This window comes from Shouchella oshimensis (genome assembly GCF_004375095.1).
GTDB classification, from domain to species: Bacteria; Bacillota; Bacilli; order Bacillales; family Bacillaceae_D; genus Shouchella; species Shouchella oshimensis.
The window spans coordinates 553,141-565,801 of record NZ_SNUX01000003.1 but is presented as its reverse complement, the minus strand read 5'-3'; the positions used below and the strand labels follow the sequence as shown (position 1 = coordinate 565,801).

The following is a 12,661-nucleotide window of genomic DNA, read 5'->3' as shown; positions in this document are numbered from 1 at the left end:
TTTTACAAAACAAATAAATTACAGTCCTACTCATCAGTCGTTTCCTCCAAGATAGGATTTAATACCTAGCTATTCCTATCATACAAAAAAACCAGCTTGTTTACACAAGCTGGTTTTAGCTATTTTCCTCTGTCGTCACATCTTCTTGTTGCTCATTTTCTGCACGTCTTATTAAAATCCTTGTACCGTCAACAGAAATAACATCGACTTCCGTCCCTGCTTCAATCCACGTACTTCCACTCGTAGCACTATAAGGTTCACCGTCTATTTCCACGGTACCTGTTGGTCGAAAAGCTGTTAACGCTTTCCCTTTTTTCCCGACTAAGTCTTTATAGCTTTCATTAATGGAATTGTATCCAGCTTCTGATGAGAGAGATTCTTTAAGAGTCATTTTCGACCACATATTTCGGTGCGGGAAAATTTTTAAGAAAAGTAAAGAAGCAACAGCACCAATAACAGTCCCCATACCGACTAAAATACTATAAATCAGATCTGGTGCAGGCGTTGCCAGACCAACAATCATAAATAGAATTCCAATTGCGGCAATGGTTCCATCAGACGTGACATTCCCATCAAAAATAATGAGTGCTAGGCCAATAAGGTAGAAAATAATAACCCAAGTGCTCGCATCACCATTCAAATGGTGCAAGAAGTACACACTAATTAACCCAAGACCAAGCAGACCAAATAATCCCTTTGCCCGGACAAGTAATTCTCCAATTAAAAATAGTGTTCCAAGGGTAACAACTAGGAATCCAACTGTTGCTGAATCTAACCAGTCAATCAAGTCAGTAACCTCCATTCATAGAAATTTACTACTACTCTCCCCTTTTTACGTATCATCGCTCTAAAACGTTTCAAAAAATAAAAAAGAGGGGGCTTCCCCCCTATTATGAACTAAAAAAGCTGCGAATGGAATTGAAAAAGCTTTTTAACCCCTCGATCATTCGATCAAAAAATGAGCGAGCTTCTTCACTTTCTAAAAAACCACTTAAATTATCACGTACTTTATCAAGCTGATTCGAAACGGTATCCCAATCAATGTTTAAATCTTTCATTTTCATAAACAGTGCTGACAGTTCATTTACTTGGGAGTCGGTTAACGTAACATTAATTTCTTCTGCTAGCTGAATGATAGTCGTACGCATCTCTTCTTCAGATTCAATGGACGTTGTTGCAATTTTTTCTTTCACTAATGTGATAAGTTCAGCGGCTTCTTCTTCACCAATCGCATCTCCAAGTTCTGCTGTACGAACCATTTCTTCATTCGCAACATTCTTCTGTTCTTCTGGGATTACTTGATCCGTTGCGGACTCATAGGCTTTAATTAAACCTGTTAAAGCAGCAGTTCCCGAAACATTAAATGGGGCTGTTACGTAAACCTCTGCGTCTTTTATTCCGGCTGTAATAAGCGCGTTTGCATACATTTCATTTGTCACCCATGTAATTCGGTCAGATGTTACATGAATACCAGTATCTGGTTCACTTAATGTTATTTTTGAAGACGAAAAGGCTTTACTCCCAATTGTTTGCGCACTAATATAGTCACCTAAATATTTATGCTCTTCTTCATTTGTAACATAAAGTGTTGGCACATCCGAGTCTACTTCCATTCTCTCCAACATCTCATTTTTTTGAGACTCACTCAAATCTTGTCCTAATGTAACAAAAACATCCCCTGGTACAGCATCTGCCTTAGCCACATTCCCCAGTGGGTGCATAAGCAATGATAGTGTCAGAAAAATACTGAATACTTTTAAAAATGGCTTCAAATAAAACTCCACCTTCCTAACGTTCCTACGTAAAACGTTACCCGTTTCCTCTTTTTTAGAAAAGCGACAAAAGACCTAGTTTGTTGTTTAATCCTGTGTATGATTTCTCTTAACTATGTATAAATTAAGTAAACTTACGTGAATGTTGTGAAGCAGGAATATGCCTTTTTTATCTTGAATACATAAAGTGGAGTCATACCAAATAGAATGCCCATTCTTTAATAAAAGAAGGAGTGTGACTGGTGAAACGCCTTTTGTACATTGCCATTGGGATCATCGTTATTCTTGGTATTCAAAACGATTTAACAGGTTCAACTTTATCAGCACAACTTCCAACCGATGAGAAAGCAAGTATGAACAGTGAACAAGAAAATCCTCCTCCCCTTCCTTTTCAAGAGGTCATTATTGAAAGCGGGCAAACGGTTTTATCTATTGTTGAACATTTACATGACGGACAAGTCAATCACTCAATTGAAGACATATTGGCAGATTTCAGCTTACTAAATGATGGAACGAATCCAAATGCGATCCAAATCGGGAAAACGTATCGGTTTCCCCTTTATCAGAATCCGTAAGTGAATTTCCTTGCCAGAACGCACAAGTGATTGATAAAATAAGCATGAGTCTCCATTGACTGGAGAAAAAGACGGGCAAAGAGCCTCTCAAAGGAGCGATATGGTCTATGACCGAAAGAGTTCATCGAAAACATACTCGTCCCGTTAAAGTGGGAAATTTAACAATTGGCGGTAATGATGAAGTAATCATTCAAAGCATGACAACAACTAAGACACATGATGTCGATGCTACCGTTGCAGAAATTGAACGATTAGAAGAAGCAGGTTGTCAAGTCGTTCGAGTAGCTTGCCCTGATATGCGTGCTGCTGAAGCGATTGCGGAAATTAAAAAACGGATTAACATTCCTTTAGTTGTAGACATTCACTTCAATTATAAATTTGCTTTAAAAGCTATTGAAGGTGGTGCGGATAAAATTCGTATCAACCCAGGCAATATTGGAAAACGAGAGAATGTAGAAGCTGTTGTAAAAGCAGCAAAAGAAAAAGGAATTCCGATTCGAATTGGTGTCAATGCAGGCTCACTTGAAAGACACTTACTAGAAAAGTATGGTTATCCAACTGCGGATGCAATGGTTGAAAGCGCCCTTCACCATATTAAAATTCTAGAAGATCTTGATTTTCACGACATCATCGTTTCCATGAAAGCGTCAGATGTTCATTTAGCTGTTGAAGCCTATGACAAGGCAAGTCAAGCATTTGATTATCCGCTCCACTTAGGTATAACCGAGTCTGGAACACTATTTGCCGGTACGGTTAAGAGTGCAGCGGGAATTGGCGTTCTTCTAAACATGGGTATTGGTAACACACTCCGAATTTCATTGTCAGCAGATCCTGTAGAAGAGGTTAAAGTTGCCCGTGAATTACTCAAATCATTCGGGTTAGCTGCTAATGCTGCTACGTTAATTTCGTGCCCTACCTGTGGACGAATTGAGATCGACCTTATTAGCATTGCCAATGAAGTCGAAGAATACATTTCAAGCATTAAAGCGCCAATTAAAGTAGCAGTACTTGGTTGTGCGGTTAACGGCCCTGGTGAAGCGAGAGAAGCTGACATTGGTATTGCAGGTGCCAGAGGCGAAGGTTTATTGTTTATGAAAGGTGAAATTGTTCGTAAGGTACCTGAAGAGACAATGGTTGAGGAACTAAAGAAAGAAATTGATAAATTAGCTGAAGAACACTATGCAAAACAACGTGAAGCTCAGCCGAATTAATTAAAAAACCGACTCTCAACCAGAGTCGGTTTTATCTTTTATAAGAGCGGAGTAAAGATAAGGGTTGAAAGAACGGATATGGCTCCTATAGCAATCGCCCAAACTCCTAATGTCTTTCGCCCTTTTACAATCGCAATAATGCCTGATATAATCCCTATTGGGCCTAAAAGAAGCGGGACTAAGAATAAAGACGTGATAGCAAATACAATGCCCATTGTCCCAATACCTTTTCCAGAACTATTCTCGAAGTCGTCTTGGCTATCCTCTAGTGAATCAGCTGCAAATTCAGAGGCATACTCTTCATCATAGTTTTGTTTATCTTTTGCATCATAAAGGTATTCAGATCCTTTTTCACCATCATGGCCTTCAACGTGGGTATTTACGAAAGTTAATGAAGGATCATCTTTATCCACTAATGTTAACGGTTGTTTGTTTTCTTTCTTTTGATCACTCATATGACATCCCCTTCCATACGAATAGTATTTCTCGTATTAGAAGCAATCATTCTTATTATTTATATTGAGGTGTATAGTATGCAAAGGCGTTTAGGGTTCGATATTGACGGAACCATCACAGATCCTGCAACTTTTATTCCATATATTAACCAAGACTTCCATAAGAATTTTACATTAGACGATATTTCTGATTATGATCTTTCAAAATTATTAAAGATTGATGAAAGCAAATTTTGGGAATGGATGCTTGTTAATGAACCCACTATTTATCGGGATGCACCGTTAATTAAACAAGTTGACCACATTTTAAAGCGTTGGCACGTAGACCATGAATTAATCTTTATTACAGCACGAAAAAAACAATACGAGGCGATTACGGTTGAATGGTTAAAGCAACATGATATCCCCTATCAACATGTTGAATTAATTGGCCATCACAATAAGCTTGCTGCAGTGAAAGAGCAAGGGGTTGAGCTGTTCTTTGAAGACAAGCATGATAATGCCGTTATGATTGCCGAAGAATGTGGCATTCCCGTCATTTTGTTCGATACCCCTTACAATCGATTACCGATACCTGATGACGTGATTCGTGTTTCAAATTGGCAAGAAGCCGAGAGCTGGGTCGAAAATTGGTTAAAAGAAAAAAGGCTTTAGGTGCTCCCTAAAGCCTTTTTGGTTTTTATTTTGGTTCAAACGTGTGGCAACATGTCTCTTCGCTTTTCCGCACTTTTCCAAGCTGGTCTAAAACAAATTCCTTACTCGCTTCCATTGAAAATGTTGATTCTAGTTTGTCGGTTTGAACTAGGATTTCCTCTGCCCCACAACGATTTTCCTCTTTCCAATGGCGACAATTAGATACATTACACATTACAATTGGTGTCATGCAATTCCCCTCCTTATTAGTAGGGTTCTCTTTTTCCTAGCTATTCATAACGCTTAAATGATGGGAATAAAAAAACAGAGATGACGACGTCACCTCTGTTTTGTCTTATTGTCGACAAGCTTGACACATTCCGTAAATTTCAAATTTATGACCAGTTACTTGAAAATCAGGGAATCGTTTAAACAATTCTTCATCCATAGGGCAATTATGAAAATGCTCTGTTTTTCCACAGTCTAAACAAATTAAGTGATGATGATGCTCAGACGTTCGACAACTGAAGCGGAACCGTTTTTCACCATCAAGCTCTGTAGTTTCCAACAATTCAAGATCAGCAAACAACGATAAGTTTCTGTATATGGTATCAAAACTTAAAGACGGATATTGATCCTGCATGCTTTCAAGCACGTCTTTAGCTGTCATATACCTTGAATCCTCCGCAAATAAGCGAAGCATATCTTCACGTTTTCCTGTATATTTGTATCCTTGTTCTTTTAAGCGATTAAGTGCATGGGATACATCCATTCAATCAACCCTCTTCTTTGACTTCTGCTTACCAGTGTACCGAATTTCAGCTCGATTGGCTAGTGGAATGTGTTCTTTTTTTAAGAGGAAATCGTCCGATTGTTTTACGATTTCGACCAAATAAAATCGACAGCAGCAAAATAAGAACAGCAAGTAATACAATGACACCGCCTGGAGCTAAGTTTAATTGAAACGCGAGCATAAGTCCACCAATAACAGCCACTTCACCAAAGAGTACCGCGTAGAAAAACAATTGCTTAAATCCTTTAGCGAAGCGCATAGCACTTGCAACTGGTAGCGTCATTAAAGCTGAAACAAGCAAAATGCCTACTACCCTCATAGAAGCGGCAATAACAAGAGCCACCATGACCATAAAGATTAAATGAACCAGACGTCGATTAATTCCAGATACCTTTGCTTGCTCCTCATCAAAAGATAAGAAAAACAATTCTTTATAGAACGTCACTAAAATAGCTAATACAATGACTGTAATAACTGTAATTGTAATAAAATCACTTCGATTTACAGCAATAACTGATCCGAATAAATAATTTAACAAATCGGTATTAAACCCATTTGCCATTGAAATAAAAACGACTCCTAAACCAATTCCTGCTGACATAATAATCGGTATCGCAATTTCTTTATAGTGAATATAGACTTGACGGAGCTTTTCCATAAACAAAGATCCACTGACAGAGAAAGCCATACCCATATAAAGCGGGTTAACACCCTGCATAAAAGGAATGTAGCTGCCAAGTAATAAACTAAATGCAATTCCAGATAGCGTAATATGTGAAAGAGCGTCTGCAATGAGAGACATTCGTCTAACAACTAAAAAGACTCCTAGTAAAGGAGCAAGTAACCCAATCATTACGCCAGTGAAAAGAGCATATTGTAAAAAGTCATAAGTTAAAAACGCATTAAGCATGGTGCACTCCTTCATGGCTATGAGTTAGCAAATGAACATCATGTCCATAAAAGTCCAACTTATTTTTTTTCGCAGCAAACTCCTCTGTTTTTCCATGAAAGTGAATCGTACGGTTCAAACATGCCACTTTGTTAACGTGATCGGTCATTGCTCCGATATCATGTGAAATTAACAGAAGCGTTTTGCCTAGATCACGATTTAAGGTGTGTAGTAATTCATAAAAAGAAGCAACGCTTTTTGCGTCAATCCCTACCGTCGGCTCATCTAGAATTAATAAATCAGGTTCACTGACTAGTGCTCGGGCGATAAAGACTCGTTGCTGTTGACCGCCAGATAGTTCACCAATGTTTTCATATAGGTAATCCATCATATCCACTTGCTCAATGGCACGATATACCATTTCTTTATGCTTTTTTTTCATAAAGCGAAACAAACCGATTTTTCCAAATAGCCCCATTGATACAACTTCATACACCGTTGCTGGAAAGCCACTACTAAAGCTGTTGGCTTTTTGAGAGACGTATCCAATCCGATCCCATTGCTGAAACGAATCAATCGGTTCGTCAAATACCCTTACTGCTCCATCGTTTGGTTGTAATAGACCGAGCATCATTTTTATTAATGTTGATTTGCCAGAGCCATTTGGACCAACCAACCCTAAAAAATCACCTTGTTTTATTGTTAACGATACATCGCTTAAAACAGGACGACGTCCATATGCGAATGTAATATGATCTAACGTTACGTAATTTTCGCGAATCATTTCTATCCCCCTCATTCAGAATGATTCCGATTTATCTCCACACTATTATACTCTTTTTTTTTATTTTGTCCAGTCATGAGTTGTTTTTTTAAACAAAAGAAAAACGGCTGCAAAAAGCGCCGTTTTTATAAAGAGTCGTGGGTTCTAGCTTGCTGCTGAATCGTTACTGCATAGTCACTTTTTGCATGTCCATTTTCAGCAAGATACGTCTGTAAGCCGCCCATTCCTCTGTGATAAGCTGTAAGAGCCTTATCCCAATCCTCATATTGATCATATAAAAACTGTAAATATTGTACAGATAGATGGATAGCGTAGTAAGGATTAAATAAATACTCCTGTTCGTACTCAAGCTCCGCCATGTCCGCAATCCATGGAGCGGTGTTTGTCATAAATTGCGCCATTCCATATGCATGTCCATACTTCGTTTCTGGCCCTACAGCTTTTTCATCAAAAGTCGTCCCACTTTCTACTTTTAGCAGCTCATAGACAAGAAATGGGTCTACGTCTTTTTGATCTGCGATTAACCCTAAGTAGAGACCCCAGGATTGCTCAAAGTGACCATCACTATCTTGATACAAAGCATCACTAACTTGCTTTGCTTTTTTCCATGTATCACCGTTGCCTTCCACATTAAAGGATGTGTCTAGCCCGTCGGTTTTAAAGAAAGCCGTTGCTTTCTCGATTTTCTGATATTCGGCTAAATAGGCATCCCGTTCAAGCTTCTCTGCATGAGCGAGCATTTGCCCATTAGTTACCCTGTTTGCATATAGAAATAGGCCTATTAGTAAACCTAGTATACTCAATAAAATAAGCTTTTTTTGATTACGCTTCATACAAACGTCCTCCTCCTTCAGCTCCAAAGTAGGATAGACGATCTTCTTACATTCGTCAACAACTAACATCTTCCAATGCTCAAACTGAAAACAAAAAGCCTTCTAAAAGGCTAAAAAGAAATGAACTCGTTTCGTCACACTACACAAGAAGCGGAAATGTAAGGATGACTTTCGTACCAACGTCTCGTTCGCTTAGTATTTGAAATTTCCCTCCGTGATCTTCAACAATCTTCTTACACAACGGAATACCCACTCCTGTGCCTTTTTCTTTCGTAGTGAAGAATGGTTTTCCTAACTGTTCAAGTACGTCTTTAGGCATTCCTTTTCCATTATCTATAAGTTCAATATGTACATATTCGCCTATTTCTTTACTTGAAACTTTTAAATACTTGTATGACGCTCCTTCATCAAATGCTTCAATTGCATTACGTAACAAATTTAACATAACTTGCTTAAACATTGATTCATTAATATGGCATATTGAAAAAGATTTATCAAAGTCCACTTGTAATTCCACACTATGCAGTAAACATTCCGCTTTCATTAATTCAACTAGAGATTCGATTAAGTTAGAGGGGGATTGCCATTTGCGATTTGTTTTTTTCCTTGAAACAGATAAAAAATCTTCAATAATAATATTCATTCGGTTTAGCTCTGAAATGATCGTATTGTAATATTTTTGGAAATCACAGGTTAAATGCGATAGTTGCAAAAACCCTTTTATAACGGAAAGAGGATTTCTTAGTTCGTGAGCAACGCCAGCGGCAATATGCGAGACAGCTTGCATTTGATGTTGGAACGTTAGTAATTCCTCATATTTAGTTTGTAATGATAAATCTTCAAGCATAATAAAATAATAGACATGATTATCTTCCACTTCTGGGATGAATGTAACATTAAGTACATTTCCACCATTCTCATATACACTCTTCGTAATTTGTACATACTTCGTACTAAGTGCCATTTGATCCTGGAAGAACTCTGCAATGCTATGTGTAATGGCGAGCTCACTAATTGAAGAGTGTTGAAGTTCATCTGCTTTTATATCTGTTAAATAACTAAACATTTCATTCCAAGAAAGTACATTTAAAGCTTGGTCCACTTTTAGATACGGCAAGTTTAACTCCTCAATAAGTGTAAACATCGTTTGGTTATGATACTCATGCTTTCCGTTTATCTCTTTGTGCAACATATCAGTACTCCTATTAGGGGCATTTTTTAATAAAAAATTTTGAATCATCGTACTCACGCCCCCCCTTGTCATTAATCAGAATAACAACTCATCATACTTTTTTCCGAATCTCCGTATAATTAACTCTTATTCGTGAAAAGGCGCACTATTTCCTTTTTTTGTTCTGTTTTTTCTTTTAAATCATATAGTAAAAGTGACTTTCTATTTAAGGAGCGGTGCCAACATGAACTTCATCATGCAACAGCTCATCAATCAGAAGATTAATTCGATTAGTAAAGAGGAATTTCTTCAGCTTGCCGAGAAGCAAGGTTACCCTTTAACAAGCCAACAAGCAGATAGCGTTTTACGCATACTCAGGCAACAAACGATAAACGTTGGCAATAAGAAACAAGTGGAAGCCATTATTAATCAACTGACGAATGAAACCGATTCCTATGTTTCGACTACAGTGTCACAATTGTTCCAAAAATATAGTCATATGTTATAAAAAGTTGATCTTGCCATTATTTTACCATTAGATAATAAAAAGAGCACCCTAGTTTTTAAAAACTAGCGGTGCTCTTTTTATTTATTTTTCTATTGGCTCTGTGTGTTCTCTTCGAAGTAACGCAATTTCATGTTTATATGGAGGTTTACGATCTTTTTTATCTGCTCCAATAAATGGCGTTTCTAAGATTTTTGGCACGTGTTTAAATTGATCGTGATGAACAATGTAATCTAAAGCCTTTAAGCCAATAAATCCATGCCCGATGTTTTCGTGACGATCCTTTTGAGCATGTCTTTCATTTTTTGAATCATTAACATGAACGACTTTTATTCGATCTGCACCAATAATATGGTCAAATGATTCGAGCACCCCATCAAAATCATTCACAATATCGTAGCCAGCGTCATGAGTATGACAGGTATCAAAGCATACAGAGAGCCGTTCATTATGAGTCACACCATCAATAATTTTGGCAAGTTCTTCAAATGAACGACCACATTCAGATCCTTTACCAGCCATCGTTTCTAGCGCAATTTGAACATCTCTCTTTTCCGTAAGTACTTCATTTAATCCTTCAATAATTTTCGCGATACCAGCTTCTGGCCCTGCCCCTACATGAGCTCCAGGGTGAAGAACAATTTGCTTTGCGCCTAAAGCTTCCGTTCGCTCTATTTCAGAACGAAGAAAATCAACGCCTAATTGAAATGTTTCTGGCTTTTGGGTATTGGCAATATTGATGATATAAGGGGCATGAACAACGATATCACGAATCCCGTGTTCCTGCATATGTTGTTTCCCTGCATCAATATTTAAGTCTTCAATCGCTTTACGACGTGTATTTTGTGGTGCACCTGTATAAATCATGAAGGTACTTGCACCATATGCTGCTGCTTCTTCACTTGATTGAAGCAACATCTTTTTTCCACTCATTGATACATGTGATCCAATTAATAAAGACATCGTTCAACCTCTCCTTTACTTACTTTTACGGGAACGTAATTTGTTATCTCTCTTATTGCGCTTCTCTTGCGCAACACGTGCTTTTCTTTTATAAGCAGGCTTTACCTTTTTTGGTTTTGCTTTAGCTTTTCCACCTGTTCGCTCTTGTGGCTTTGTTGCCGTTTTATCTGCTTTTTTCTTTTCCCCAGACTGAGGTTTCTGTTGTGAAAAGCCGCCACTACCAATTGGACCTTTTACTTGTTGCCATTCCCCGTCTTTAAACTCGACAAATGTAAAGGATATGCCTTTACTTGATAGCTTACCACACGCGTATTCATCTGTTTTTTCAAATAGCGATAAGGCTATACCATCTGCACCAGCTCTAGCTGTACGTCCAACACGATGTACATAAAAATCTAAATCCGCTGGAAATTCAAAGTTAATAACATGAGTGACACCCTTGATATCCATCCCTCGAGCAGCTAAATCTGAAGCCACAAGGAACTGAACACTTGCATCATCAACTTTTTTCATTACCTTCCGTCGCTCTCTCGATGCAAGGCCTCCGTGCAAACGCTCAACATTTAACGATTCTTTTGCCAATTCATCCGCCACAAAATCCGCTTGCTCTTTTGTGTTCACAAAAATAATTGCTAAATATGGATTAATGTGCTTCACAACATCTTTAAGAACAGTCATTTTATCTTTATGTCGCACTGGAACAAGCTGATGTTTAACTGCTTTTGCAGCTAATGCTTCAGGCTGTACATGAACGTGACGTGGTTGGGACATATATTTCTTTAAAAATGGCTGAAGTTTTTCCGGTATAGTGGCCGAGAAAACCAACATTTGTAGCTCTTCCGCCATTTTACCAGCTACTTTGTCTACATCCTCAATAAAGCCCATGTCGAGCATTTGATCAGCCTCATCTACAATGAGAGTAGTGGCTGTATGTGCTAATAGCGCATTTTGTTGGATTAAATCATTAATTCTTCCTGGTGTACCAACAACAAGATGTGGTTGTTTTGACTTCAAACGATCCATCTGCTTTTGGCGATCTGTACCCCCAACATATAATTGTGCTTGAATCTCCCCATCAAAGGGCTTTAGTAGCTTTACCACTTCATTATAAAGCTGGTTAGCTAATTCTCTTGTTGGGGCAGTCACAATAGCTTGTACATGTGCTTCCGTAACCGTTATTTGTTCAATAAGCGGTAACAGAAACGCAAACGTTTTTCCTGTACCTGTTTGAGACTGGCCGATAACATCCTTTTTGTTTAAAATTGCTGGGATTAACCGTTCTTGTATTTCCGTTGGTTTAGATATGTTGGCATCAACAAGTGCTTGTTGTAATTTATCCGTTATTCCGAGTCTTGAAAAATTTTCTGCATTCATAATCATTTCCTCTTTTCCAGTTCCTTCGTGCAATAGTTCATTTTATCATAATTTCATACTAAGTCCAAGGCTTAAATATGCACCGATCACCTATCTTTGCATAGGCTATTATTATTAGATTTTATTAGGAGCGAATGTTATGCAGCCTTATTACGGACCACCCGCTAGTTCTATTCCAATGCAACCGTTATCGAGCGGCTCAAGTCGGTTATTAGGAACCGCTTCGAGTTTTATGCAGCCTACTGCTTCTATGGCTTCAGCACCTATTCAGCATCTAGCAGGAGCAACACGAGGAGGAGGTATTTTAGCTCGTTTACTGGGAGGAGGGCGCTTGACTAGTTTAGGAACATCCGCCGCTTCTGGAGGTCTTAATTTCGCCACCATCCTTGAGAATACGCAACGAGTAATGGGTATTACTCAACAAGTTGCGCCTATGGTTCAGCAATACGGTCCTTTTATTAAAAATGTACCGACTCTCTGGAGAATGATGCGTACCATGCGACAAACGCCAATGAATGAAACGCCTAATGAAATAACAGAAGAAAGGGCTTCTACTGTGCAACATGTTCCAGAACCTGCCGCTACCACTCATGTAGCTCAACCTAGTCCATCACCTGTTGCGAGTAAGCCGAGACCTCCACGTCGGCAAAGACCAGAAACACAAGGCGCGTCCCTACCAAAACTTTATATATAAATTGATTTT

The 12,661-nt window shown here is 38.4% G+C and carries 16 protein-coding genes; 5 read left to right on the top strand and 11 right to left on the bottom strand.

The features are described from left to right. Positions 1-115 precede the first annotated feature (115 nt). The gene (locus E2L03_RS13755) at positions 116-787 is read right to left on the bottom strand and encodes an NfeD family protein (protein ID WP_241742171.1); all 672 of its coding nucleotides are present in this window, start codon (positions 785-787) and stop codon (positions 116-118) included. Positions 788-890: 103 nt separating this feature from the next. Then, positions 891-1,772 (bottom strand): DUF1002 domain-containing protein, encoded by an 882-nt coding sequence (locus tag E2L03_RS13750; RefSeq protein ID WP_038479006.1) that lies wholly within the window; start codon positions 1,770-1,772, stop codon positions 891-893. 242 nt (positions 1,773-2,014) lie between these two features. On the opposite strand from E2L03_RS13750, the gene yqfZ reads away from it, so the two are divergent. Continuing rightward, a complete protein-coding gene (gene yqfZ, locus E2L03_RS13745; protein WP_038479003.1) occupies positions 2,015-2,347 on the top strand; it encodes a protein YqfZ in 333 nt (110 codons plus the stop codon). A 107-nt stretch (positions 2,348-2,454) separates the two neighbouring features. Further along, the gene (gene ispG / locus E2L03_RS13740; protein WP_038479000.1) at positions 2,455-3,558 is read left to right on the top strand and encodes a flavodoxin-dependent (E)-4-hydroxy-3-methylbut-2-enyl-diphosphate synthase; all 1,104 of its coding nucleotides are present in this window, start codon (positions 2,455-2,457) and stop codon (positions 3,556-3,558) included. Between the two features lie 38 nt (positions 3,559-3,596). Here the strand turns inward: ispG and E2L03_RS13735 are convergent, their stop codons facing one another. Then, a complete protein-coding gene (locus E2L03_RS13735; RefSeq protein ID WP_051667467.1) occupies positions 3,597-4,013 on the bottom strand; it encodes a hypothetical protein in 417 nt (138 codons plus the stop codon). A 78-nt stretch (positions 4,014-4,091) separates the two neighbouring features. On the opposite strand from E2L03_RS13735, the gene E2L03_RS13730 reads away from it, so the two are divergent. After that, the gene (locus tag E2L03_RS13730; protein WP_095150092.1) at positions 4,092-4,667 is read left to right on the top strand and encodes a 5' nucleotidase, NT5C type; all 576 of its coding nucleotides are present in this window, start codon (positions 4,092-4,094) and stop codon (positions 4,665-4,667) included. A gap of 25 nt (positions 4,668-4,692) precedes the next feature. Here E2L03_RS13730 and E2L03_RS13725 read toward each other — a convergent pair whose 3' ends face one another. The 6 genes from E2L03_RS13725 to E2L03_RS13700 all read right to left on the bottom strand — a co-directional run bounded on the left by E2L03_RS13725 (position 4,693) and on the right by E2L03_RS13700 (position 9,137). Continuing rightward, on the bottom strand, positions 4,693-4,896 hold the full coding sequence (locus tag E2L03_RS13725; protein ID WP_038478994.1) for a DUF1540 domain-containing protein: 204 nt from the start codon (positions 4,894-4,896) through the stop codon (positions 4,693-4,695). Positions 4,897-5,001: 105 nt separating this feature from the next. After that, positions 5,002-5,418 carry a Fur family transcriptional regulator gene (locus E2L03_RS13720; RefSeq protein WP_038478991.1) on the bottom strand — a complete coding sequence of 139 codons (417 nt, stop codon included), beginning with the start codon at positions 5,416-5,418 and terminating at the stop codon, positions 5,002-5,004. Between the two features lie 46 nt (positions 5,419-5,464). Next, on the bottom strand, positions 5,465-6,349 hold the full coding sequence (locus E2L03_RS13715) for a metal ABC transporter permease (protein ID WP_055736016.1): 885 nt from the start codon (positions 6,347-6,349) through the stop codon (positions 5,465-5,467). Next, on the bottom strand, positions 6,342-7,112 hold the full coding sequence (locus E2L03_RS13710) for a metal ABC transporter ATP-binding protein (protein ID WP_038478985.1): 771 nt from the start codon (positions 7,110-7,112) through the stop codon (positions 6,342-6,344). Before E2L03_RS13710 ends, E2L03_RS13715 begins: the two co-directional genes overlap by 8 nt. Positions 7,113-7,237: 125 nt before the next feature. Beyond that, entirely contained in the window at positions 7,238-7,945 is a 708-nt protein-coding gene (locus E2L03_RS13705) for a lytic transglycosylase domain-containing protein (RefSeq protein ID WP_038478982.1), read from the bottom strand. A gap of 139 nt (positions 7,946-8,084) precedes the next feature. Then, complete coding sequence (locus E2L03_RS13700) at positions 8,085-9,137, bottom strand: two-component system sensor histidine kinase NtrB (protein ID WP_236702377.1); 1,053 nt, start codon at positions 9,135-9,137, stop codon at positions 8,085-8,087. A gap of 223 nt (positions 9,138-9,360) precedes the next feature. Here E2L03_RS13700 and E2L03_RS13695 point away from each other — a divergent pair, with 223 nt between their 5' ends. Next, a complete protein-coding gene (locus E2L03_RS13695; protein WP_038478976.1) occupies positions 9,361-9,624 on the top strand; it encodes a DUF2624 family protein in 264 nt (87 codons plus the stop codon). An 81-nt stretch (positions 9,625-9,705) separates the two neighbouring features. Here the strand turns inward: E2L03_RS13695 and E2L03_RS13690 are convergent, their stop codons facing one another. Both E2L03_RS13690 and E2L03_RS13685 read right to left on the bottom strand, forming a co-directional pair. Further along, the gene (locus E2L03_RS13690) at positions 9,706-10,584 is read right to left on the bottom strand and encodes a deoxyribonuclease IV (RefSeq protein WP_038478974.1); all 879 of its coding nucleotides are present in this window, start codon (positions 10,582-10,584) and stop codon (positions 9,706-9,708) included. 15 nt (positions 10,585-10,599) lie between these two features. Further along, a complete protein-coding gene (locus E2L03_RS13685) occupies positions 10,600-11,958 on the bottom strand; it encodes a DEAD/DEAH box helicase (RefSeq protein WP_134259406.1) in 1,359 nt (452 codons plus the stop codon). Positions 11,959-12,097: 139 nt separating this feature from the next. On the opposite strand from E2L03_RS13685, the gene vrrA reads away from it, so the two are divergent. Next, a complete protein-coding gene (gene vrrA, locus E2L03_RS13680) occupies positions 12,098-12,652 on the top strand; it encodes a VrrA/YqfQ family protein (RefSeq protein WP_124741894.1) in 555 nt (184 codons plus the stop codon). Positions 12,653-12,661 lie beyond the last annotated feature (9 nt).